Here is a 24576-nt window from a genome sequence, read left to right as displayed (position 1 = left end):
ATTACACCCTTTCTATCGAAGCTGTTGCAAAGCGGTATGAGCTAAACAATGCCTCTGAATTTAATTTAGGATCAAATGTCGGCAGAATTACTATATCTCCGCTGATCTTATTGTCACTTACGATATTAGCTACAAGTTCACCGTTTTGACTCTTCACTCTTACGCTCTCCCCTTCATTGAAATCAGATTTGCTTAAAAACTCTTCACTCATATAAACACCGCTTACCTCATCAAGGTTTGCGGTTTTATATGTAAACGGTGTGAATTGTCTTACTGGATTTGCTATATAGATTAAACTGCCCTCTAGTTTTTCATCACCAAATGCAGCAACTGCCTCATCACCGCTTGTAACAGTTGAAATATTTTCTAACAAATATCCGCGATGCTCAGTACCGTCATTATCATAGTGATTTGGAAGATTATCAAACTCTTGTGCTTTAAATCCTTTGTCTTCAGGAAGCATCTTAGTATATTCAATCACATGCTCTGCATTAAGCCCGAGTTCATTCGCAATGTCATTTAACTCATAACCGTTATAACCGATTGCTGCATTTGTAGGGTTGACTCTTTTATTGATGCTTGTAAGCGTTCCCTCCTGCTGATTTATTGCCGGCATATCAAGATCACCATCACCAAGAGCAGATAGCGTAAAATCTCCCTTAGTATTGTAACCAATTGCGTATGAACCGACTTCATCATCAAGCTCACAGATTAAAGAGACACCAAGCGTATTTGTCAAATTCGGTATCATCACAAGCTCAAATGCACTGTACTTTTCAATAAGAGCTAAAAGACGGGCAAGATTTTTTGAGTTTGGATGAGTATAGAGATCCGGTCCTGCAATTAAAACAAAACTATCTTTTTTAGCAAGATTTTTCTCTAAAGTCTCCATAAATTTATCGTCCGCACCTAAAATCTCTAAAAGGCGATTATCATCAATTTCCACCTCTTTAGAAACCTTTTTAGGAACCATCTTTTTCTTCTCTTCTTCTACCTCTTCCTCTTCGCCTGTCTCTTCATTCTTTTTCATAACTTTAACAATTTCGCTAATCTCTTCTTTGATTATCTCTTCAACAGTTATAGTTTTAGTTGAGTGAAATGAAGCTAGATACGAAACAATATCAGAAGGCAGTTTCTCTTTATCTGCAAACAGATCAAGAATCAGATAAAGAACAGCTTCTTCTTGCAGCGGTGCATGATACATAGTCATGATGCTTTTTCCAAGCCCCTCTATTACAGGATCTTTTAGAGGATGAAAATAAAGACCTGCACCTTTGTTTACTGTCATGGAGTTGTTAAGCGCATATCTTGCGTTTGGATTATCACTTTTTAATGCAGCCCCTACAGAGATAACAAAGTTAGCGTTGTGAGTAGCTTCAAGGTCATAACCATATAATTTTGTTCCGCTGATTTCGCTATAGTTGTTTAAAAATGTTTGGAACGCTTTTGCTTCACTGTTTACAAGCTTGTAACCGAACTTCTCTTTTAGTTTTTGTAAAAGATATGCCTCTTCATTTGTTATAGTAGATGTAAATTTAATAGTATCGGCTTTTTTAAACGCTTCTATCGCATTGGCAAATGCTTTCTCATCTTTTGCTTCAACTCTGTTTTGATAATCAAATCCGTATCTTCCCGCACCGCAAAGTGAAACATAGTTCCACTCATTCATAACACGGTAAATTTTTTCATCTGTATTGTCAATGCTTGTATGTTTTACATCATAGCTTATTTGACATCCTGCAGAGCAGTGTCCGCATGTAGCAGGAATTTGCTTAAGTTCCCATGCATTTGAAGTATAGATAAAGTGTGTATCAACAAGTGCTCCAACAGGACAAACAGCAGCACACTCGCCACAACTTGTACAATCAAGCATCTCTTCACCACTTGTTAAACCGATAAGAGATTTGTTGAGTTTGTTCCACATAGCATATGCGTCTTTTGGCATACTCTCTTTATACTCTGCTTCAAGTGCATCAGCACCACGCGGAACTGTTTTAAGCGCATTGTCGCCAATCATATCTTTACATGCAGTAACACATCTCTCACAAACGATACATAGACCCGGGTTGTAGTGAATATGCCCCCAGTCTTTATCTTTTCTATTGACATCTTTAACCGCGTAGTGCTGTGAGTCTACACCCATTTCCAATGTATAGTTTTGAAGCTCACATTCGCCTGACTGGTCACAAACACCACATTGAAGCGGATGGTTTACATCATAAACCTCCATAATCGCACGGCGCTCTTTTACAATATTTTCAGTCATTGTGGCAATATTCATGCCTTCTTTGGATTTTGCGTTACATGCATATACCTGCTTGCCGTCGGCTTCAACCAGACATAAACGACACGCCAGTGTCGGACTGCATCTTGTTAAATAACAAATTGCCGGTATAAAGATATCATTTGCACGGGCAGCATTAAGTATGTACTCGCCCTCTTGCGTCTGAATCTCTTTTCCATCAATATTTATAGTAATTTTACTCATTACTTACTCTCACTATTTTGGATTTTTCAAATCTATATCTGCTGGCATCTACATCTATATCAAATGCAGGATTAAGCGCTATAGTTCCTTTAAGTTCATTATCTAACTTAAACTCTCTTTGGATTTTGGTTGACCCAAAACTAATCTCAACCAGATCACCGTCTGAAATTTTTGCGGCTACACTAAATTGAGCAGAACCTCTTAAAAAATTCTCTTTAGGAAGCTGTTTGGTTCTGTTTGTATAGTTGTTAAACTGAAGTACAGGATCACAGTGATAAACAATAGTTCCGTTAAACTCAGGCAGATCATCAGGTTCTTCAATACGACCATTTACTTCACAGATAACTTCATCAAGCAGATAGCCCCGGCTGTCTTCACCCATAGGCGATAAAAAATTCTCTAAATCATCAAAGTCTATCTCTTTGAATCCGGAATTTTTATTTAGCTCTTTTGTATAATCAACTGTATTGTTTTTATAAATTTCAAAAACCTGTGCAATATCATTTAAAGAATATCCTTCAAAATTAAGTGCCACATTGGTTGGAAGTACTCTATTATCAATATTTACAACAGTTCCTTCTTGCTGATTGAGCGCTGGAATATCCAGATCTCCATCACCTAATGAAGAGATAATAAAATCACCTTTGGCATTATACCCGACTACATTTGAAATATTTTCATCAACATCAAGCGAATTAATAAGCGAAACTCCTAGAGTATTAACTTCGCGAGGTATAACAATCAAAGAGAAATCGCTATATTTTTCTATAAGTGCCGCCAATTTTGCTATGTTTTTAGAACGCTCATGTGCTATTAGATCATTGCCTAATATAAGAGTTCTTTTTTTTGCTCTTGCGAAAGATTGCATCATAAAAGAGAGCTCTTCTTCGCCGATATTTGTCTCAGCATACAGATAACCCAAATCCAAATCATCAAAAAACGCTCTTTCATCATTATCCAAATCGGCATCTTTTAAAATTGCATACGCCAAAAGCGCCATAACGCCCTCTTCTGTTCCTACTTCATACTTCATAAACTGAGTAGTTACATTTTGCATTAAAACATCTTCCATAGGGTGCGCATAAAGAATTTTTGCACCATTATGTTTTGAAGCTGTAGTTAGTGCATATCTTACACCTGGATTATCCGTTGCTATTCTGCTCCCGATAATTATTGCGGCATCTGATTGCTTTATTGCATCAAGTGTAGCGCTGTGGTGAAGTTTTCCGCTTATAGTACTGTAAGCTCTCATAAACTCTGCAAATTTTCTTGCATCTTCATTGAATAGCTTGATTCCCAGCTTCTCTCTTAAAAGTTCCAGAATATGCGCTTCTTCATTTGTAATCATAGAAGAGAAGCGAATCGCTTTTGCATTTTTCAAAGCTTCTATTGCTCTGTTAAATGCGGTTTCATCTCTTTTTGCTTTGTTGTCAAAATCAAAACCAAATCGTCCCGCACCGCACAAAGAGGCAAATTCAAAGTTGTTTTTCACTCTGTAGATTTCATCTGAACCATTAACTCCGCTGTGTCTTGTCTCATACTCAAGCGGGCATCCGGCAGAGCAGTGAGCACATGTGGCAGGAACACGATTTAGCTCCCACGCATTTGCTCTATATTTAAAGTTGCTGCTTGTAAGAGCGCCTACAGGACAAACTGCAATACACTCACCGCAGAATGTACAATCCAAAGTATCACTGTTTTTTGGGATAATAGTTGAGCTGTACCCGCCGAATTTTACCTCTATGGCATCATCTCCAATTACTTCATTACATACATGCACACACTTTTCGCATAATATACAAAGTGAAGGTTCATAATCAATAAGTCCCCAATGCTGTAAAGGACGAAGCTGATCACGAGCTGAAAAATCTTGTCGTTCTACATTAAATTCTAATGTTTTATTTTGAAGATCACATTCGCCTGATTTATCACAAACACCACACTCTAGAGGATGATTTACATCATATAGTTTCATAATGTTTGTTCTCTCATTTTCAAGAGCATCATTATGTGTAGTAATCTCTATTCCCTCAGTTGGAGGCGTATTACAGCTTAAAATAAAGCCTTCAACACCTTTGGCTTCGACCACACACATACGACATGATGCACAAGGAGTCGTTTTAGAGATATAACACATTGTCGGAATATATATGCCGTTTTTGCGAGCTACGGTTAAAATAGTCTCGCCTTTTTGTGCCTCTACTTGGATGCCGTCAATTTTAAAATTTATCAATTTATTCATATCTCCCATCCTCTAAGCCTGCACCATAGCAATATAGTAACAACGCATACAGCGTTCTGCTTCACTTATCGCCTCTTCTTGTGTAAAACCTAAATTTACCTCTTTGTTGTTATATTTTCTATCCTCAACATCAAGAACCGTAGAGTGTTGACGAGGCACTCCCGGCAACCATCCGGTTATTTTCTCTTTTTTATCATATACACGAAGCTTTCTTAAGTGATCTTCCATTATCTCATCATCACTTAAGGTTATTTCACCAGTATGAACATATCTGCTCATTACAGAAGCCGCTCTTTTTGCCTGTCCTACTGCATTAACAATTGTCATCGGACCATATTCACAATCTCCTGAAGCAAAAATACCTCTGCGCGATGTCATATAATCTTTACCATTTGTTTTTATTGTTCCCCATGAAGTCATCTCTATCTCCCACTCTTGCGGAAGAAGTTTTAAATCGGCTGATTGTGAAACTGCAGGAATAAGATAATCCGCTTTAATCTCATACGACTCTCCCTCAATTTTCACAAGTTGAGCACGACCGCCCTCTGGATCAGGAACAAGTTCAAACTTATCTATAAGCAGTGATTTGAGAATATCATTCTCATCTCTTATCTCAGCAACTGCAGAGTGAAACAGAAATTCCACTCCTTCTTCTACAGCTTCATGATACTCCTCATAAGTCGTGTTTTTAATAATAGTTTTCTCATCTCTACGATAAATCATATAAACTTTTTTTGCATTAGCTCTAATTGCACATCTTACAACATCCATTGAGGTAAATCCACCACCGACACATACAACGGTTTTACCTGTCAAATCAACATAGTCAGTCGTTAAAAGATTCTGCTCTTGCTCCTCTTTTGAGATGGTATATCCATACTTTTCATAAAGATTTACTTTATCCAAAAAGTCAATTGCACCCCAATATCCTTTGATTTGTGGTCTTTCATTTTCAGCATAAACTTTTTTAGAGATTCTAGTACCTGTAGCAACCATTACAGCATCATACTCTTTTTCAAATCTTCTCATATCATCAGCATTGATTTTAGAGTTTGTTATAAAGTTAACGCCCATATCTCTTACACACTCGATATCTTGATTGTACTTAGCTATAGGCATTCTGTATTCAGGAACACCGACGGCTACTTCACCTCCTAAAACAGGAAGTTCTTCATAAACATCTACCTCAACACCCTCAGCAGCCAGATAGTAAGCAGTCGTAAGTCCTGCAGGACCCGCTCCGATAACTGAAACTCTTTTGCCTATGCTCTCTTTTTTCTCCATCGGATGAAAAAAATCATATCCGTGATCAGTCTCCCAATCAGCGCCCAAACGCTTTAGAGACATAATAGAGATAGGTTCATCAAGATTCGTACGACGACATGCATCTTCACATGGGTGTGGACAAACGCGGCCACAAACATGTGCAAGCGGCATAGTTTGACGCGTTGCCATAAGGGAATCATCCATTCTAAGGTCTCTAACTCCCTCAATATAACCCGGAATATCTACATGCGAAGGACAGGCATCAGTACACGGTGCAGTAATTTTTGCGATGTAACCAATCTCATCATAATAATGCCTAGATGGTTTCTGCTCATTTATACACTCTAAAAATGTATCTTCAAAATGTGTCATTAAATCAATAATAGGATTTGGAACAGTTTTTCCAATTTCACATTTTGAAGTAATCTGCATACTTTTACCGATCTCTTTTAGATGATCCAAATCAGCTACACTTCCCTCACCGCGAGCAATTTTATCAAGCTGATCATACAAAATTCTGCCACCCCATCTTCCGGGTGCGCATCGTCCACACGCTTCAGAGTACTCTTGATACTGCGCAGCATACTCCATAGCCAAACGAATCACATCAACATCTTTATCAAAAAGAGCGACACCATCCCAACCTATAAAAGCTTTAGATTCTCGATGATTATCATATTGTGCAGGTAAGTTATAAGCTGATTCTTCCCACTCTTGCTCAGGTTTGTTAATATTGTTTATTAACTCGCCGTTCCAAGTAGAAAAATATACTTTACTCAAAATTCAGATCCTATCTATTTTTTCGTTACGATAGTCCAGTCGACTTCGTTAAACTTTAAAGAGTTCAATAACTCATATCCGCACTCTTTTACCAAATCCGCAGATCTTTGAATAGGTGAAAAATCACCAATCTCAAATAAAAAAATTGCAACTTCTCCTGCTTTATGAGATACTAAAATCTCTCTCATGCGAGGCTCAAAACCATCTTTTAAATGTCTTAAATCATATCTTTTCATTATCTGTCAACCTCTCCAAATACGATATTAGTCGTACCGATAATTGAAACAACATCCGGAATATAGTGACCAGGAAGAAGGTCTGTTAAAATACCCGTATGCCAGAATGACGGTGCACGAAGTTTTAGTCTGTATGGGTATGGTCCGCCTTGAGAGTTGATATAAAAACCAAGTTCGCCTTTTGGAGACTCAGTTGCTACATAAACTTCTCCGACAGGAGGTCTCATACCTTGTGTTACAAGAACAAAGTGCTGCATTAAAGAGTAGTTTTGCGTCATAATGTCAAGCTTTGGAGCAGAGACATATTTAGGCGCATGAGCCATAAGTTCTGTTTGATTATTTTTTACCGTCTCTTCATACATATCAATTGTTTGATAAAGAATCTTTGCAGACTCTCTCATCTCTTCCATATAAATACGGTATCTTGCAAAGTTATCACCCTTGTCAGAGTAAGGCACTCTGAACTCTACTTCATCGTAAAGCTCGTACGGCTCCTCTTTGCGAATATCCCATGCAACACCGCTAGCTCTTAACATAGGACCTGTACATCCCCATGAAAGCGCCATCTCTTTTGAGATAGTTCCCACCTCTTCCATTCTCATTAACCAAATACGGTTCGTATCAAGAAGATCTTCATAATCTTTTATGTTTTGAGGAAGTTTATCCAAAAATGTTCTTAATTGAGCGATAAAACTATCTTGAATATCTAAAGGAACTCCGCCGATGCGGATAGCTGCATGCGTAAGTCTTGCTCCACAATACCCTTCGATAATATCCATAAGATACTCTCTCTCGCGAAAAGCAAAAAGGAAAACCGTCATAGCACCGATGTCAAGAGCAGTCGTTGCCAGCCAGAAAAGGTGGCTCATAAGACGGTTGATCTCTAAAAGCATCATACGGATAACTTTTGCACGACGAGGCACCTCAAGACCTATAAGCCTCTCAACTGCCAAAGCAAAACCATAATTATTAGAAGATGACGCGATGTAATCCATACGGTCGGTTGTCGGCATAAACTCATTGTAAATCATATTCTCAGCCATCTTCTCCATACCGCGGTGAAGATACCCGATATCTGGATGTGCTTTTACAATCATCTCTTGCTGCAAATGAAGCATTAAACGAAGCTGTCCGTGAGCTGAAGGGTGCTGTGGACCAAAGTTTAAAATCAGCTCATTATCTTCCCTGTCAAAAGTGATATTTTCAAAAAACGGGTTTAATCTATTTTTTACTTGCATATTACTACCTATCTTTGAGGATCGTCTATAACGACCGAATCTTTTTTATCAAATTTTGTAATCATGAAAACACCACCTTCTTCTTGGTAATTTTCTTCGTTTCTTGCTTCATTGCCCGTAATTTTTGTTCCTTTAGGAACTTCAAAACCTAAACGCGAAAATCTCTCAGAGTCATATCTGTCTACTTTTGCAGTATCACGAAGTTCAGGCCCGATTGCATCTCTTGCTTCTTTGCCGTAAATCTTGTCAACTTCATACCACGCTGCAAATTCATCACCTTGCAATGGATAAGTTTTTAAAAGCGGATGCCCCTGCCAATCGTAAGGCATAAGAATTCTTTTCATAAACGGATGTCCGTTTGCTTCGATACCGAACATATCAAACATTTCTCTCTCTGACCAGTCAGCAGAGCGGAAGAGTTTTTCAACCGAATTTACCGCCTCGCCTTTGTTGATAAACATTTTGATGCGAATGCGTTTGCGCTTATTCATGCTTAGCATCTGATAAAAAACTTCAAAACCGCCTCTTTTTGCAAGCCAGTCAATTGCACTCATCTCTGTAAGCTGTGTATAATCACACTCGTCTCTTAAGAGCTCTAAAACCTGATAGTTATCTTCAGGATTAATGAAAACAACCATTTGACCGACTTGTATATATGCATCGATAACTTTAAATTTTGCTTTTATCGCTTCAAGATCTTTTGCGAAAACCTCATCACTCTCTACAGGTGACTTTGGTACCTGCGGTGCAACATAAAATCTGTCAGTGTAATAGGCTTTTTTCTGAACATCGTCTTTTGGTTTATAAGCTCTCATTACATCAACCTTTTAGCTTTTTGTGCTCTTGATGCTTGATTTGCACGAATCTTTTTCTGAAGCAGCATCACGCCGTATTGAAGTGTTTCTGGACGAGGAGCACATCCCGGAAGATATAAATCAACAGGAATAATTCTATCGACTCCTTGAACGGTTGCATAAGTGTTAAACATACCGCCTGTATTTGCGCATGAACCCATAGATATAACCCATTTTGGTTCTGTCATTTGATCATAAAGTCTTTTAATAAACTCTGCATGTTTTTTTGTAAGCGTTCCTGCGACTATCATAACATCTGACTGACGAGGAGAAGCTCTAAAGATGGTTCCAAAACGATCAAAGTCATATCTTGAAGCACCTGATGCCATCATCTCAATACCGCAACAAGCAAGACCGTAAGTAAGCGCCCACAAAGAGTTTGAACGCCCCCAGTTTACAATTTTATCAATACTTGTAAGGGCAACCGGCAAACCGCCGTTTTGCGTATAATTTATTTTATGTTGTGCCATTCAAGCGCTCCTTTTTTCCATGCATAAATAAAACCGATTGTCAAAAGCAGTATAAACATTAACATTTCGGCAAAACCAAACCATCCAAGCAGTTTAAAATCAACCGCCCAAGGGAACATAAAGACTATCTCTACATCAAAAAGTAAAAAAAGCAGTGCAAAAAGATAAAACTGCGGAGAGATTCTGTTTGGCTGTTTTGTTACTTCAGGTCCACACTCATAAACCGACAATTTTATTTTTTCACTGTTTTTAGCTGCCAATGCACGACTTGCCAAACGAGCAATAATCGTAGTCATTGTAAATGCACCAAATGTTAGAAGAAAAAGTACAAATACCCCAAAATAGGGATTTGCGGTACTAATATGCTCCATATAACCCACCTTTGTAATTATAATTGTTTTAAAACATATAAAAACATAAGCCGTTTGACTTAAATATTTTCATATTTTTTTAGAAAAAACAGTTAAAAGGATTGTAGCAAAAAGAGTATTAAATAAAAGATTAAGAGGATATTTGAGATGGCTGCTGTTACTAAATACTACATATTTTTTATATTATTATCACAAGTGTGAATTATTGAAACACATCACAAAGACTTAAATTTGCAAAGTCCTGATTTGTAACACTACCTGCCAAGGTAGCGTCTTTGTTTTTGTTCTTTAATTTTATATGTATCCACAACTAAAAAACCATCTACACAATTTTCAAACTCTTTATCTCTGCCAAAATCCAAAAATTCAACGCCGCCCTCATCACAAAGCTCACTATACTGTTTGTAAAGTGTCGGTATCGAATACCCAATTTTTTGAAGTTCCTGTTTTAAAATAACAATATCTTTTGCATAATCATTTTTAAAAAACAGTGTATCAAACATAGCTTTTTTTGATTCAGGCATCATATAACTCTCTTTATGCTTTACAATTTTTATCTTTGAACCAAAATAGTTACTGTAAAAGTAGATTAAAAGCGCAATTGCATCTTCATTATATTGATTAGATATACTAACACAGCCAAACATATATCTTATATCCGGATTTTTTTGCAGATACGCTCCGATTCCCTGCCATAGATAATCAAGTGCTCTTGAATTCCAATATTTAGGCTGTACAAAACTGCGTCCTAATTCAATTGAATTTGTTAAATATTTGTCAAATTCATCTTTAAATTCAAAAAGTGTTGAGGAGTAGAGTCCCTCAACACCGAATGCGTCAATCATTTCATTCGCTTTTACAATGCGATATGATCCGACAATCTCCAAATCTTTCTCATCCCAAAGAATAATATGCTCATAGCAATAGTCAAAATCATCAATATCTCTTTGCTTTAAACTCCCCTCTTTTACCTGACGAAAACTAATCTCTCGCAATCTTCCTATCTCTTTGATTAAAACATTATTTTCTGCATTTATATAAAGATATATTTTTTTGCCATCAGTTGTTTCGCCTATGAGTTTGGCATTTTGAAGCTCTTTTTTTAGCTCCTGCCTATTTTCTGCAAGCGCAATGCCGTTATATGTTTTAAATATCTCTTTTTGTTTTTTAGCAACTTTATAAAAGTGTTTGCGAAGCAGTTTAACTCTGTTTGAGATTTCAATGCTCGGGGCGTAATAGCTCTCAAAAGGAATTGTTTTGCCTATGGTAAAAGCTATGTTTTTATTATAATGCTTAAACATCTCATACGGTATAGTGGCAGTAGCAAAAGATTTGTTTATCATAGAGAGAAAATAAAAAGTTTTTGAATTTTTTGCATCTATAAAAATAGGTAAAATAGGTGACTTGGTATTTTGGGCTATCTTTAAAAATCCTTTTTTCCATTTTGTATCTTTTATGCCGCCAAAGCCTGCACGGCTCACTTCACCGGAAGGAAATATAATAACAACCTGCTCTTTATTTAGTGCTTCATAAATAGCCTCTACAGAGTTTCTCTGCATTTTGCCTTTTATATTTTCTATGGGTATAAGCACCTCATCCAAATTTTTAAACTCCGACAGAAAATTAGATGCAACAATTTTCACATCTTTTCTAACCTCTTTTATAACATTTAAAAGAGCAAGCGAATCAAGTGCGCCTAAAGGATGATTTGCAATAATAACAACCCTGCCATATGATGGAATTCTTGAAATTTGATTTTTATTTATGGTGATATCTATATTAAAATACTCCAACACAAACTCAATAAAATCAAATGCATCAAGATTTTTATTCTTTAGTAAAACATCATTTATCTCATTCTCATGAAGAAGTTTTTTAAAAAAAACAACAACTCCGCTGCGAAAAAGATGTGGCCATTTTGAAAAAGATGGATAATTATGCGCAAAATAGTTTTCTACACTCACAGGCATAACTATGCCACCATATATAATGAAATAAGATTTTTAGCTATCTCTTTAGCACTGCTTTGCTCTTTAACAAACTCTTCTTCTATATAGTCCCACTCATCATTAACTATCTCTTGTGCGTCTTCTTTATTTATATTGTAATATTTATGTATGCAGTTGATTATCTCGGCAGTAAAAGTTAACATTTCATGTCTCCATATAACTAGTTTTATAGTAGAATTTTGCATGAAATTTGTTACAAGCTAATTACCAAAAGGTTACGGAAGTATTACAAATTTTGATATGTTTAAAAAAAGAATACAATTATTGTAAAAAACAAAGGATCATTATGCATTTTTTAAAACTTCTTCTTTTAGGTCTCTTTACTACGGTAAGTTTTGGATATGAACTAAAAGTCAATAAAATATTTGAGGAGAACTTAGAGAGTGATAGAATGGAACTTCACTTCTCGTTTATCGCAAAGAAAAAGAGCGCCAAAGAGACAAAAGCGCTTCTTCATCCCGCAATCGCAACTATCAAAAAACACTCGCAATGCAAAGGCGGAGCCTACACACTTAATCCTGAGTACAACTACAAATCGAATGAAAGAGAACTTTTGGGTTTTGTTGCAAGGGCAAATTTTGAGTGCAGCTTTAAAAATATAGAGGAGATAGAGGAGATTGTCACATTTTTTGATAAACAAAAAGAGTTGGAACTACAACAAGCGCCCATAAAATGGGTGGTTGACAAAGAGAGTGTGAATACCGCAAAAATGAGTTTGGAGTTCAAGGCTATCCGTTACGCAAAAGAGTACGCAGAAATTTTGAAAAAAGAGAGTGTTGCGCAGTGCAGTGAAAAAAAAGTAGAAATCCACACAAACTCATTTATCTATCGCACATCTCAGACGATGTTTATGTCAAAAAACTCCATCGAAACACCTACAAAAGAACCGACACTCATGAGTGTTAATGCAACTTATACTTTTGAGTGTCAGTAAAGAATTTTATCCTCTTTTTCAAAATCTTCTGTAGAAAAAAGCAGTTTCATATTAATAAAATTAGAAAACATTATAGCTGTAGTTAAGAAAAATATCAAAAGAGAGTTAGCAATTTTTGGATTGACTCAAGTTCTATAGCTAGTCTATAATAGTGCTAGATTTATATATTTAAAAAGGGCGAATATGAGACATAGAACTAAAACACACCTCTTAAGCAAAGAGCAAATAGAAGAGCTGTTTTTAAGAGCTGAAGTTGGACGACTTGGGACTTTTTCTCAAGACGCTTTTCCATATATATTGCCTATGCATTTTGTATATTTTGAAGATAAAATATATATGCATGGCTTGCCAAAGGGTAAAAAAATCGACAATATTGCGTTTAACCCAAATGTCTGTTTTGAAATAGATGAAATGTTCTCTTTGTTGCATGAAGGTGTTGAAAATCCTTGTGATGTAAACACGGCATTCAATAGCATTATCGCTAATGGGACGGCTTCAATTGTTACTGATTTTGATGAGAAAAAAATCGCTTTATCTAAAATCGTAGAAAAATTTACACCTCATTTGGCAGATAGAGAGATGCCTCTTAAGATGATAAATACAACCGCTGTTATAAGAGTAGATATTTTAACATGTGCCGGAAGGTATTATAAATAAAGAGGGAAGCTTCTCCCCTCAAAAATAATCTATTTTTCTTTGCTTAAAGACTCATAGGCAATCAGTATTTTTTTACGCTCAATCCCCCATCTATAACCGCTCATGGCTCCGCTTTTAGCTATAACTCTGTGACATGGAATTAAGTATCCTATGTGGTTTCTTCCGATGGCACTTGCTACTGCTCTGGTTGCTTTTGGTTTATCTAGGAAGTTTGCTATATCTTGGTAGGTTACGACTATCCCGTTTGGCAGATTTAAAAGAGCTTTCCAGACATTTATCTGAAGATTTGTTCCCTTTACAAATAGGGAGTATTTTTTATTTTTTATGAAGATATTTTCTAAGTACTCATTTGCGGCTTTTTCATCGAAACAGAGATTTGCATTTTCCCAAAGTTCTTTAAATCTGTTGAAAATCTCATTTTTATTATTATCAATAAAACCCAAATAACAGATGCCTTTGTCCGTAAATCCTATCAAAGCCTCTCCAAAAGGAGTTTCTCCAAATCCGTAGGTTATTAAAACATCTCTGCCCTTTTCTCTCCACTCTTTTGGAGTTACCCCGATTAGGTTTACAAAAAGTTCATGCAGTCGGCTTGAGCTTGAGAGCCCCATATCTAAACTGCTCTCAAGTATGGATTTAGACTCTTTTATATGCTCTTTCGCATAGTTTAGTGTCACGCTGTGTAAAAACTGCATAGGAGTAACGCCTACATACTCTTTAAATACTCTTATGAAGTGGTATTTGCTCATGCCGATATTTTTAGCGACTTCATCAATTGAAGGGTGCTTTTTGAAATTTTCATCAATATATTTGATTGCTTTTTCTATCTGTATATAGTTGCTGTTAAAAGTATGCATCGCCTCTCCAAACTCTCAAAAAACCCTTAGTAAGTCGATTGATTATAAATCACAAAATTCCCGGCTAACTCTTCTAACTCTTTGTTTATTTTAGCATGGAGAACTTTATCTTCAATATTATCTAAAACATCGCAGATTTTATTTGCGATAAACTCAAACTCTTTTTCCCTCATACCTCTTGCCGTTAATGCAGGGCTTCCTATTCTGATACCCGAGGTTACAAACGGTGTTCTCTTCTCTCCCGGAACTGTGTTTTTATTTACAGTTATTCCCGCATCTGCTAAAGCTGTATCTGCATCTTTACCAGAGAAAGGTTTGTCTAAAAATGAGACCAAAACAAGATGATTATCCGTTCCACCCGAAACAAGTTCAAATCCTCTCTCAAGCAGTACTCTCTCAAGCACTTTAGCATTTGCCTTTACCTGTTTTGCGTACTCTCTCCATGATGAATCTAGCACCTCTTTAAATGCAACTGCCTTCGCAGCTATAATGTGGACAAGCGGTCCACCTTGAATTCCTGGGAAAATGGCTGAGTTGATTTTTTTAGCAATCTCCTCATCATTTGTCATAATCACACCGCCTCTTGGACCTCTTAGAGTTTTATGTGTGGTAGTTGTTACAACATCTGCATAAGGAAATGGACTCATATGCTCGTTCGCGGCAACAAGACCTGCAACATGCGCAATATCGGCAAATAAAATAGCACCGACCTCGTCGGCTATCTCTTTAAATTTCTTAAAATCTATCTCTCTTGCGTATGCGCTGGCACCGCAAACTATGATTTTTGGTTGAGTTATTTTTGCAATTTCTAAAACTTTATCATAATTGATTCTTCCATCAAGCTCTACGCCATAATAAAATGCAGAGTAATTTTTACCTGAAAAAGATGGTTTGCTTCCATGAGTTAAATGTCCGCCATCAGAGAGATTCATACCTAAAATTCTATCTCCTGCTTGAAGGAGTGCCGCGTAAACAGCAGCATTTGCTTGACTTCCTGAGTGAGGCTGAACATTGGCATAAGCACAGCCAAAGATTTTACAAACCCTCTCAATCGCCAACTGCTCAACAGCGTCAGCTTCCTCACAACCGCTATAGTATCTTTTATATGGATACCCTTCCGCATATTTGTTAGTAAAAACACTTCCCATAGCCTGCATAACGGCCGGGCTTGTAAAATTTTCACTAGCAATCATCTCTAAGTGATTGGTTTGTCTCTTTAACTCTTTTTCAATAATTGAAAAAACTTCACTGTCTGCAACTTCCAAGCTTGCGTTTGATATAAAGCTCATCCTTTTTCTCCAATCTTTTATTTTTAAAAGAATAACCGAATCAAAAAGATTTAACAATCCAAAAGTTGCTATCTTGAAAATGGAGATGTTGATTATGAGTATTGAAAAACTATGTATTGCACTCTTAGTAGAGAATCTTATCTTCCTTTGCACTCCACGCTTTAAATGGTTTTAGACACTCTTCTCTGTCGATATTTTTTAACTCTAAAAACTCTTTTTCATAAAACTCTTTGTCTCTAAAACCTATTTTATCTGCATCTTTACTTGTTGCTCCGTAATAAACTGTTTTAATATTTGCCCATCTTATCGCTCCCATGCACATAGGGCACGGCATGCATGTAATATAAATTTCGCATCCGCTTAAATCAAAAGTTTGGAGTTTTTTGGAAGCTTTTTTAATTGCATTTATCTCGGCATGTAAAGTCGGGTCATTTTGTTTTATAACTTCATTATGAGCTTTTGAAATAATTTTGCCCTCTTTTACTATCACGGCTCCAAAAGGGCCGCCGTGATTTTGTTCTACGCCTTTAAATGCCTCTTTTACAGCTTCACGCATAAATTTGTTCATACTATCTACCAAATAACAAGATATCTTCAATCAACTTTACATATCCGCTGTTTGCCCCAATATGCTCTAAAACAGTAATCTCAATCTTATATTTTTTACTGCATACTTCACGAAGAGAGGGAATATCTTCTTTTACATGCTTTCCCGGAGCCAAAAAAAGAGGTAAAACTTTTATGGAGGTTGCACCGGCTTTTATGAGAAGTTTTACGGCATTTTCAAAATCAGGCTCAGCTAATTCCAAAAAAGCCAACTCTATGTTTTGAATATTTTTTCTAAGCTCTTCTAAAACCTTAAAACTTGCCTCATTTGAAGCTTTTACTTTACTTCCATGTGAAAGAAGTATATATCCATCCATCTTCTCTTCTCCTCTGCTGCTATATATAACTGAGATAATTTTTTATTTACAACTCATCAATATAATTTTATAAAAATCTTATTTATTTATAAATCCCATCAATTTTTCACTGTCAAAACTTGCACTCTTCTCTTTTTTTATCTCATGTTCAAAATCTTTTAAAGAAAAAACAGGTTCCTCTCTTACGGCTACTTTATATGCGGTATTTTTTATAATCAAGCTTATTTGTCCGCCTGTTAAAGAGTATTCAGCAAGCTCGTTTAGGTCAAAACCCTCTTCATATGGCGCATGCAAAGGAAGCATCTTTTTCCAAAGAGAGAGCCGCTGTTCTTTGTTTGGTTTTTTAAACTCTATCTTGTAGTTAAAGCGTCTTGAGAATGCTTTATCAATGTTTTCAAGAAGATTTGTAGTAGCAATAAGCACGCCCTTAAACTTCTCAATCTGCTCCAAAAAGATATTTTGCATTTGATTGTGCATCTGGTCAGCCCCGCTGTTTGCACCGCTTGAGCGCGCACCTAAAAACTGATCTGCCTCGTTTAACAAAAGTATTGGTTCTGTTTTTGTTTTTTCACATAAATCATAAAAAGTATCAAATATTTTGCGGACATTTTTCTCACTCTCGCCAACATACATAGAGAGAATCTTTGAACAGTCAAATGCCAAAACCTGGCGTTTGAGCGACTTTGCGAGAGAATATGCCGTCATGGTTTTACCAGTTCCTGCCGCACCGTAAAAAATGATTCTTGCGTCAATACCACTTTTTTTATCTTTGACTCCCCACTCTATAAGTCTTAGAACAACCTCTTTGTCAAGCTGTCTCATAAGATTTTTAAGAGTCTCTTGTGTATCATTTGCAAGCACTACATCTTCTAGTGAAGTTTCAGGATCAACCAACTCAAAGATATCCTGCTCATCTACAAGAGTATTTAATTTTATACGGCGTACTTTTTTGCTCTTTTGAGGATGAATAATGCTTTGAAGAACATCATCGACAATATAAAAGGCTCTGGAGATTCCTCCAAAGGGATTTAGCATCTCTTCATAATCGATTATCCCCTCATTTATCAGCTTTGAGCCATCCTCTAAAAGCGAACGGTTTTTTATACGCTCGTACTCATCAAGCGATATTAGCTCTATTAGCGTGTTCATCTCACGCAAAGATGCATCCGTGGCACTGTACTCTTCACGAAGAAGTGCAAGAAAAATCACCTGCTCTTTTGCGTCCATCTTTTTTTGTTTGAAAAATTTATCAAGCACAAGTTTTCCAGGAGTCTGCGCGACCCTGTCATCTATGCGTTTTTCCAAAAGCTTTAATTTTGCCTGTGTTCTGTCTATTCCCAAAGAGTGTTCATGCACATTTTGACGGATTGCACTCATTTTTTGATAAAGGTCTATGCGTAAAAACTGATCCTGCAAATATTCAAGATGATCAGAATAGGGCTTAATATCCGGCAGTTCACTCTCTAATGCGCCATCTTGAAGCAGCTTCAAAAACGAGGGTGAGAGCCCTATTGAGCTATTTAAAAGCTCAAGGGGTGTGACTTCGGAGATTTTTATGGGTGTAAAACTCTGCTGATGCAGCCAGCCAAGTTCTAAAAGAAGTTTTACCTCTTGTAAATGTTTTATTCTCTCATACTTTTCATCCCCGTAAATTTCTCGTAAAAGATCAAGGGTTAAAACATCTTCCTCCCCGCTTATATATCTTTTTGCCAGTGTTTGCAGCAGTACTGCCTCTTCTTTACTGCATTTTAATTGTGCAAAAATCATAGAGTTTTCTATATTTTTTGTTTCTAAAAAGTCGATTAATGTTTCCAAGTATTTCCTTAAAATTTATATTCTAGAGCATTAGTGCGTCAAGATTTTATAGCCGCCAAAAGCAAACTCAATTTTCAAAAGAGTAAAGCAATTTTATTTCATCTTTCCAAATAGTACTGTCTATAGTTTCAAGTATAAGAGGAATATCGTTCATTCTATCATCATTCATAATAAATTTAAAAGCATCAAGTCCAATTTCACCTTTGCCTAGAGAGTGATGTCTGTCAACATGCGAATCAAATTTTGCTTTTGAATCATTGATATGCATCCCCATCAAATACTTAAATCCTATGATTTTATCAAATTCACTCCATGTTTTATCATAAGCTTCTCTTGTTCTTATATCATAACCTGCACTAAACATATGGCAAGTATCTATACAGACTCCGACACGGCTTTTGTCTTCTATTTTATCAATTATTTGTGCCAAATGCTCAAATCTCCAACCAAGATTACTACCTTGTCCTGCAGTGTTTTCAAGCACTAAACTAACACCTTTTGTTTTTTCAAGAGTGATATTCATAGCCTCAGAAATTTTACTCATACACTCATCTTCGCTTATCTTTTTTAGATGACTTCCCGGATGAAAATTAAGCCTGTCAAGTCCAAGCTGCTCACATCTTTGTACCTCATCCAAAAAAGCATCCATTGATTTTTCTCTTTTATCTGCTTCGGGATGGCCGATGTTTATAAGATATGAGTCGTGCGGAAGTACATGACGGGGCAAAATACCGCTCTCTTGCAGAGCCTTTTTAAACTTATCTATAGTCTCATTATCAAGAGGTTTTGCACTCCATTGTCTCTGGTTTTTAGTAAATAGTGCAAAAGCTTTTGCCCCTATTTCAACGGCATTTTCAACTGCATTAAAAACTCCGCCGCTTGCACTTACATGTGCTCCTACAAACTTATTGCTCATCTATGCTCCTCATTTTAAAAATTATACTGTTTTTTTTATCTTTAAAGTAAACTGAATATAAATCTACTTTGTAAACTATATCTACATCTTCATCTACAATGTGCTGCTCAAAGCCGCTCTCTGTTTTTATTAGATTTTTTCCATCATAAATTGCATAAGAGAGGAGCATATTTTGCATAATATCCTCAGGATAGGCTTCATCTAAATACTCTTTGTTAAATCCGCTTTTGCCCATACACCCTTCACTCGTACAAATCAGATGATTTATGGTAATTTTCTCTATGCTCTTACCCGCCATAAAAAGTTCTAGCTCTATTGATTGATCACTGTTTCTTACATAACCGACATCTGAAAACTTAATCTTTGGCGATTTTATGGTAATAATTTTTGTTTGCGTATGTTTATAATTTTTTATGCTGCACGCGCTAAAAAAAAGAATAAAAATCAATAGTATGTATTTCATAAATGAATTGTATCAACTTAAGATTACAAATCACAAAACTTCTGCTTAAATTTAACTGCTTTTTTTGAAAAAATCATTATTTAAAGAGATAATAAAACACTAAATTTGATAAAATTGCAAAAAAATCAGAGGACTTTTATGTACAGCAAAATCAAATCAGTAGTTGAGAGCAAAAGCTTTGTAAATTTTATAACCTATCTCATTATTTTAAATGGCATAACGATGGGATTGGAAACTTCAAAAGAGTTTGTAGCAAGTTTTGGTTTATTTGCTTCACTGTTTAACACATTTGTTATCTCTATATTTACTATAGAAATAGTTTTAAGAATCTATGTTAACAGAATATCGTTTTTTAAAGACCCGTGGAGTCTTTTTGATTTTACAATAGTTGCTATTTCACTTGTTCCGCTGAGTACAGGATTTGAAATCTTAAGGGTTTTAAGAGTACTTAGACTCTTTAGGCTGGTCACAGTCGTACCGCAGATGAGAAAAATAGTCTCGGCTCTTATAAGCGTTATCCCCGGCATGCTCTCCATCGCCGCGCTAATGAGCCTCTTTTTCTACATCTTTGCCATTATGGCAACGCAGCTCTACTCCGAGAAGTTTCCCCAGTGGTTTGGAACGCTCGGCGAATCTTTCTACACCCTTTTTCAAATTATGACGCTAGAGTCATGGTCCATGGGAATCGTACGCCCAATCATGGAAGTTTACCCGCTGGCATGGACATTCTTTGTCCCGTTTATCTTCGTCGTAACCTTCGTCATGATAAACCTTATAGTCGCTATCGTAGTTGACGCCATGGCAATCATAAACAAAGAGGAGGAGGAGCACATTGTAGAAGAGGTACATGTTGCCGAAAACCACACAAACAGCGAGCTAGCGATGCTTAGAGAAGAGATAGCGGAGCTAAAGAGTCTGCTAAAAGCGAGTTTGAAGAGCTAGAGAGTTGTTTTCTCTAGTTAAGATTTAAAAATTTATGCTATTAAATTGCTTAGTGAGCGAGCTTTTCTCTCCCGAACAGACTCTCAAAAGGGATTTTAAACTGCTCGTGCAGATTTCTTATCATTGTCACTGTTAGCTCTCTTTGCCCGCTTAAAATCTTAGAGACTCTCGTTTCATCTCCGAGTGCGGCAGCTAAATCTTTTTGCTTGAGATTTTCTTGCTCCATTCTAAACTTGATGGCTGAAATCGGATCTGGAGCGTCTATCTTGTAATGCTTTGTCTCATAAGATTCAATAAGTGTTGTGAGCACTTCAAGCTCATCAAACTCTTCACTCTCCGGCATGGCATCCATAAGAACCTCGACTCTCTGAAGCGCACCCTCATAATCTTGCTCGTTTTTAATAGGTTTTATATTCATTTTATATCTCCGCTGCATTGATTTTGTCATACTCTTTATGTGTACCGACAAATCTTATAAATATGATTGAAGCATAATAATTTATCTTAACTATCAATCTATATTTGTTTCCATGTATATTAAACACAACTCTACTATCTCTAATAATACTTGCATTTTTATATTGAGTCTTTACCTCATTTGGAGTTTGCCAAGAAGCTTTTACAGCCTCATGGTACCAACTCTGTAGCGAAGACTTACTATCGCTATACAAAGGATTTTCATAAAATTGCTTCAATGTTTTATTGGAAATAATTCTCATGGGTTTATTGTACTCTGTTCTTGACAATATGTCAAGTATTATATGTCAATGCAGATTTTTGGTTTCTAGCTTAGGAACTTTTATCGTAAGTTGTAGTTCTTGTATGCACCCAAGGGCATTTTTTTCAGGGCACATTCCCATCGGAGGACGATGAAGAGAAAAAATTATATGATACTTGCTTAAATTTTATATTCCATATCCAAAATATCAATCTTTTTATTTTCAAAAGGCTCAATAATAGCTTTTATATCAGATATGTTTTTTATATTTTCAAATCCAATTTTTGAATTTTTTGCAGTTGTTTCTAAAATATAAAATTTTTGTCCATTGATATATAATCCTTTTTGTCGAGTAAGTTTTTTATGCAAATCATTTTGAATTTGTACTATTACAAATGCATGATTTGGAACAATAACAATATAATTTTCTATATCCAATGACTTCAAAATTGATGATAATAAATTGGATTTATCATCACAATCACCATAGTTTTTTGTGATGGTGTCTATAGGTTTTTTTGCTGTTCCATTGTTAACTTTATACTCTATCCTTGTAACAAAATCTAAAGTAGCTTGAACTATACATACTTCATCATCTCTATTACCGCACTCATCAACAAAAACCAATCCAATTTTTTTAACATTATCGTCTAAGCAAACATTGTTTTGATAATAGATATTTGTCAAATTTTCTCTATCTATTCTTGTTTTTTTATTCGCTACAGCTAAATTTTTATAAACAATCAAACCAAATATAATACTTAATATCACAATTGGAAATATATGAATATTTTTTTTAATATAATTTTTCATAAAATCAACTTTTTTATAAATTAAAGGAACATTATAATATCATAGATGTTGTTAAATAACATTTTGAAAAAGGAGTTTATAGGTGGATAATGAGAATAAATTTTCATACTATTACATAGTTCAAAAAGTTAAAAATTTTACATATACTAATATGATTGTAGAACCTACAAGTATAAAAGATATTAAAAAACTAGTTGCTTGCTTGGTTGGTAATATCTCTGTTTATTTATACAAAGAAGATAATAGCTACATAGATTTCACAGATACATTAGGTAAACATGATACAAATATAAATTTTGACAAATTATATCGAGTGTCAAGGGTAATTTACAGAAGCATTAAATCAATTGAAAATAATCCAGCAGGATGGGAAACGGATTTAAAGAATCTATTTATTTATTCAGAAAATGATTTGCCAAAAACTCTTAAATATCACGGTATCGTATTTAGACAAAAAAGTTTACACTACTTATTCCAGTGGGATTATATAACTAGCAATTTTGAATTTGAAAACCAAAGAAAAATAAATGCAGGAAGAGAGTATGAAAAATATGTAGCTCAAAAATATATCCAAAATGGTTATGAAATAAAATATAACGGCATCGAAAATGGTGTAAAAGATGAAGGTATAGATTTAATAGCTTACAAAGACAATACAACTCTTTTAATACAATGTAAAAACTGGAAAGAGACTGGTTATCAAGAAATAAATGCAAAAGATATAAAAGCTTTTTTTGGCAATTGTTTTAAATTTGTTTTGGATAATGGTTTAATAGATAAAAAACTTGGGTTTCATTACATATTTGCTCATAAAGAAACAATTAGTGAGAGTGCATTAGCGTATTTACAAAATAATAAATACATCCATCATAAGTGTGTTCCTTTTGAGATAATAAATTGAGTTAAGTAAATTTTTAACAAACTACAATGTGAATGAACCTCCACTTTTAGAGAATATTTTTTTGCAATTTGACATATTTTTAACCTCCACTCTCAAATTTATCTATAATTAACCTATGAAAATACACATAGATATAGACTGCTTTTTTGTAAGTGCCGCACGCATTAAGGAACCTTTTTTAAATGGCAAACCTGTTGCCATCGGCGGGCGGAGTGATACGAAAATATTTAACAAAGATGCAAAAGAACAGAGTGTAAACTTTGAAAACTCAGGCTCGTTTGTTCCTACTTTCTACAAAGCTTATGAAAAAAGTGATGATGATATAAACGCTTTTAAAGATGCAGATGGAAGAGTTCGCGGCATACTAACCACTTCAAGTTACGAAGCAAGAGCCTACGGCATTAAGACTGCCATGAGTATAAGAGAAGCGCTCACTCTTTGTTCTCATCTCATTATAAAGGCTCCCGACATGTCGCTTTATCAAAAACTCTCACATGAGCTTCACGACTTTTTGTCGTCCAAAATTCCGCTTGTCGAGCAGGCAAGCATAGATGAGTTTTACGGCGATCTTAGCGGATGGATAGATGATGAGGATATACCTAAATTTATCGATGAATTACGACATGAAATAAAAGAGGTTATAAAACTTCCCGTATCCATAGGAGCGGCTCCAACACGCTACATCGCCAAGCTTGCCACTTCTCACGCAAAACCTTTTGGCTGCAAAGTCGTCCGCCATTATGAGATGCGAGGTTTTATAGAAGAGATTCCGGTCGGTGCATTTGCAGGCATCGGCAAAAGTATGAAGGCAAAACTCCAAAGTGCGCAGATTCACACGCTTGGGGAGTTGAGCAGAAGAAGAGGAACGCTTGAGTCATGGACTCCTTACGCAAAAGAGCTTTACGCCAGAGTTTGCGGACTGAGTGATGATAAAATCCATACAAAACATATACGCAAATCCATCGGAATTTCACGAACATTTGACCCGCTCTTTGATAGAGAAGAACTTAGAAGAAGAGTACATGTTCTAGCCCGCCATCTTAGTTTTGCCATCTTAAAACTAAAAGTTATTCCCACGGTTTTTCATTTATCCATCAACTATGAAATGAGTCAAAAATCACATAAAAATATCACTTTGTGTGAAATATTTACAGAAAAAAAATTTGACTCTTTATGTTTAACTCTTTTTAATGAAGCCGATATCTACAAAAGACTGCATGTGATTCGTATAAGCATCAACTGTTCAAGCTTTACAAGAGAGTCAAAAAAGGAGTTATCGCTTCTAAATTTTGCAGATGAAGAAAAAATGCAAAAACTAACAGAATATTCACAAAACATACGAGAAAAATACGGCATAGATATGTTGAAATGGGGAAGTGAATTATGATAGAATA

General features: G+C 35.7%; 25 protein-coding genes. 5 read left to right on the top strand and 20 right to left on the bottom strand.

Going from position 1 to position 24576, the window contains the following annotated elements; all coding sequences use genetic code 11:
- Position 1: 1 nt before the first annotated feature.
- The 10 genes from CVO_RS01185 to CVO_RS01140 form a co-directional block, all read right to left on the bottom strand.
- On the bottom strand, positions 2-2488 hold the full coding sequence (locus CVO_RS01185) for an NADH-quinone oxidoreductase subunit G (protein WP_159569538.1): 2487 nt from the start codon (positions 2486-2488) through the stop codon (positions 2-4).
- The gene (locus CVO_RS01180; protein WP_159569536.1) at positions 2481-4730 is read right to left on the bottom strand and encodes a 2Fe-2S iron-sulfur cluster-binding protein; all 2250 of its coding nucleotides are present in this window, start codon (positions 4728-4730) and stop codon (positions 2481-2483) included. The genes CVO_RS01185 and CVO_RS01180 overlap by 8 nt, the downstream gene beginning before the upstream one ends.
- A 12-nt stretch (positions 4731-4742) precedes the next feature.
- Positions 4743-6776 carry an FAD-dependent oxidoreductase gene (locus CVO_RS01175; RefSeq protein ID WP_159569534.1) on the bottom strand — a complete coding sequence of 678 codons (2034 nt, stop codon included), beginning with the start codon at positions 6774-6776 and terminating at the stop codon, positions 4743-4745.
- Between the two features lie 14 nt (positions 6777-6790).
- Complete coding sequence (locus CVO_RS01170; protein ID WP_152299991.1) at positions 6791-7012, bottom strand: NADH-ubiquinone oxidoreductase subunit E family protein; 222 nt, start codon at positions 7010-7012, stop codon at positions 6791-6793.
- The gene (gene nuoD, locus CVO_RS01165; protein WP_152299992.1) at positions 7012-8250 is read right to left on the bottom strand and encodes an NADH dehydrogenase (quinone) subunit D; all 1239 of its coding nucleotides are present in this window, start codon (positions 8248-8250) and stop codon (positions 7012-7014) included. The genes CVO_RS01170 and nuoD overlap by 1 nt, the downstream gene beginning before the upstream one ends.
- Before the next feature lie 8 nt (positions 8251-8258).
- Positions 8259-9065, bottom strand: a complete 807-nt coding sequence (locus tag CVO_RS01160) for an NADH-quinone oxidoreductase subunit C (RefSeq protein WP_152299993.1) — start codon at positions 9063-9065, stop codon at positions 8259-8261.
- Positions 9065-9574: a NuoB/complex I 20 kDa subunit family protein gene (locus CVO_RS01155; RefSeq protein ID WP_152299994.1), complete on the bottom strand. Its 510-nt coding sequence runs from the start codon at positions 9572-9574 to the stop codon at positions 9065-9067. Before CVO_RS01155 ends, CVO_RS01160 begins: the two co-directional genes overlap by 1 nt.
- Complete coding sequence (locus CVO_RS01150) at positions 9556-9945, bottom strand: NAD(P)H-quinone oxidoreductase subunit 3 (RefSeq protein WP_152299995.1); 390 nt, start codon at positions 9943-9945, stop codon at positions 9556-9558. The genes CVO_RS01155 and CVO_RS01150 overlap by 19 nt, the downstream gene beginning before the upstream one ends.
- 254 nt (positions 9946-10199) lie before the next feature.
- A complete protein-coding gene (gene olsF / locus CVO_RS01145; RefSeq protein ID WP_152299996.1) occupies positions 10200-11915 on the bottom strand; it encodes a bifunctional ornithine lipid synthase OlsF in 1716 nt (571 codons plus the stop codon).
- A gap of 2 nt (positions 11916-11917) precedes the next feature.
- A complete protein-coding gene (locus tag CVO_RS01140; protein ID WP_152299997.1) occupies positions 11918-12097 on the bottom strand; it encodes a hypothetical protein in 180 nt (59 codons plus the stop codon).
- Between the two features lie 143 nt (positions 12098-12240).
- Here CVO_RS01140 and CVO_RS01135 point away from each other — a divergent pair, with 143 nt between their 5' ends.
- Together CVO_RS01135 and CVO_RS01130 are read left to right on the top strand one after the other, a co-directional pair.
- Positions 12241-12888, top strand: a complete 648-nt coding sequence (locus CVO_RS01135) for an SIMPL domain-containing protein (protein ID WP_159569532.1) — start codon at positions 12241-12243, stop codon at positions 12886-12888.
- Between the two features lie 183 nt (positions 12889-13071).
- Positions 13072-13545 carry a pyridoxamine 5'-phosphate oxidase family protein gene (locus CVO_RS01130; RefSeq protein WP_159569530.1) on the top strand — a complete coding sequence of 158 codons (474 nt, stop codon included), beginning with the start codon at positions 13072-13074 and terminating at the stop codon, positions 13543-13545.
- A gap of 29 nt (positions 13546-13574) precedes the next feature.
- Here the strand turns inward: CVO_RS01130 and CVO_RS01125 are convergent, their stop codons facing one another.
- The 7 genes from CVO_RS01125 to CVO_RS01095 form a co-directional block, all read right to left on the bottom strand.
- The gene (locus CVO_RS01125; RefSeq protein ID WP_159569528.1) at positions 13575-14402 is read right to left on the bottom strand and encodes a bifunctional helix-turn-helix domain-containing protein/methylated-DNA--[protein]-cysteine S-methyltransferase; all 828 of its coding nucleotides are present in this window, start codon (positions 14400-14402) and stop codon (positions 13575-13577) included.
- Between the two features lie 26 nt (positions 14403-14428).
- Positions 14429-15691 carry a serine hydroxymethyltransferase gene (locus CVO_RS01120; RefSeq protein ID WP_159569526.1) on the bottom strand — a complete coding sequence of 421 codons (1263 nt, stop codon included), beginning with the start codon at positions 15689-15691 and terminating at the stop codon, positions 14429-14431.
- A gap of 124 nt (positions 15692-15815) precedes the next feature.
- Positions 15816-16259 (bottom strand): nucleoside deaminase, encoded by a 444-nt coding sequence (locus tag CVO_RS01115; RefSeq protein ID WP_152300002.1) that lies wholly within the window; start codon positions 16257-16259, stop codon positions 15816-15818.
- 1 nt (position 16260) lies between these two features.
- A complete protein-coding gene (locus tag CVO_RS01110) occupies positions 16261-16614 on the bottom strand; it encodes a sirohydrochlorin chelatase (RefSeq protein ID WP_152300003.1) in 354 nt (117 codons plus the stop codon).
- A gap of 78 nt (positions 16615-16692) precedes the next feature.
- Positions 16693-18429, bottom strand: a complete 1737-nt coding sequence (locus tag CVO_RS01105) for an ATP-binding protein (protein ID WP_152300004.1) — start codon at positions 18427-18429, stop codon at positions 16693-16695.
- Between the two features lie 67 nt (positions 18430-18496).
- Positions 18497-19345: a deoxyribonuclease IV gene (gene nfo / locus CVO_RS01100; RefSeq protein ID WP_152300005.1), complete on the bottom strand. Its 849-nt coding sequence runs from the start codon at positions 19343-19345 to the stop codon at positions 18497-18499.
- A complete protein-coding gene (locus CVO_RS01095; RefSeq protein WP_159569524.1) occupies positions 19335-19808 on the bottom strand; it encodes a hypothetical protein in 474 nt (157 codons plus the stop codon). Before CVO_RS01095 ends, nfo begins: the two co-directional genes overlap by 11 nt.
- A 138-nt stretch (positions 19809-19946) precedes the next feature.
- Between CVO_RS01095 and CVO_RS01090 the strand changes: the two genes are divergently transcribed.
- Entirely contained in the window at positions 19947-20750 is an 804-nt protein-coding gene (locus tag CVO_RS01090) for an ion transporter (protein ID WP_159569522.1), read from the top strand.
- Positions 20751-20799: 49 nt separating this feature from the next.
- On the opposite strand, the gene CVO_RS01085 is transcribed toward CVO_RS01090, so the two are convergent.
- The 3 genes from CVO_RS01085 to CVO_RS01075 all read right to left on the bottom strand — a co-directional run bounded on the left by CVO_RS01085 (position 20800) and on the right by CVO_RS01075 (position 22281).
- Positions 20800-21168, bottom strand: coding sequence for a helix-turn-helix domain-containing protein (locus CVO_RS01085; protein ID WP_159569520.1), 369 nt, complete (start codon positions 21166-21168; stop codon positions 20800-20802).
- A gap of 1 nt (position 21169) precedes the next feature.
- Positions 21170-21496, bottom strand: a complete 327-nt coding sequence (locus tag CVO_RS01080) for a type II toxin-antitoxin system HigB family toxin (protein WP_241690980.1) — start codon at positions 21494-21496, stop codon at positions 21170-21172.
- A gap of 152 nt (positions 21497-21648) precedes the next feature.
- Positions 21649-22281 carry a transglutaminase-like domain-containing protein gene (locus tag CVO_RS01075; RefSeq protein WP_159569518.1) on the bottom strand — a complete coding sequence of 211 codons (633 nt, stop codon included), beginning with the start codon at positions 22279-22281 and terminating at the stop codon, positions 21649-21651.
- 82 nt (positions 22282-22363) lie between these two features.
- Here CVO_RS01075 and CVO_RS01070 point away from each other — a divergent pair, with 82 nt between their 5' ends.
- Positions 22364-23182, top strand: coding sequence for a restriction endonuclease (locus tag CVO_RS01070; RefSeq protein WP_159569516.1), 819 nt, complete (start codon positions 22364-22366; stop codon positions 23180-23182).
- A gap of 115 nt (positions 23183-23297) precedes the next feature.
- Positions 23298-24569, top strand: coding sequence for a Y-family DNA polymerase (locus tag CVO_RS01065; RefSeq protein ID WP_159569514.1), 1272 nt, complete (start codon positions 23298-23300; stop codon positions 24567-24569).
- Positions 24570-24576: the final 7 nt, after the last annotated feature.

This window comes from Sulfurimonas sp. CVO (assembly GCF_009883775.1).
In the GTDB taxonomy this organism is placed as follows: Bacteria; Campylobacterota; Campylobacteria; order Campylobacterales; family Sulfurimonadaceae; genus Sulfurimonas; species Sulfurimonas xiamenensis.
The sequence above is the reverse complement of the archived record's forward strand: the minus strand, read 5'-3'. Positions and strand labels throughout refer to the sequence as shown.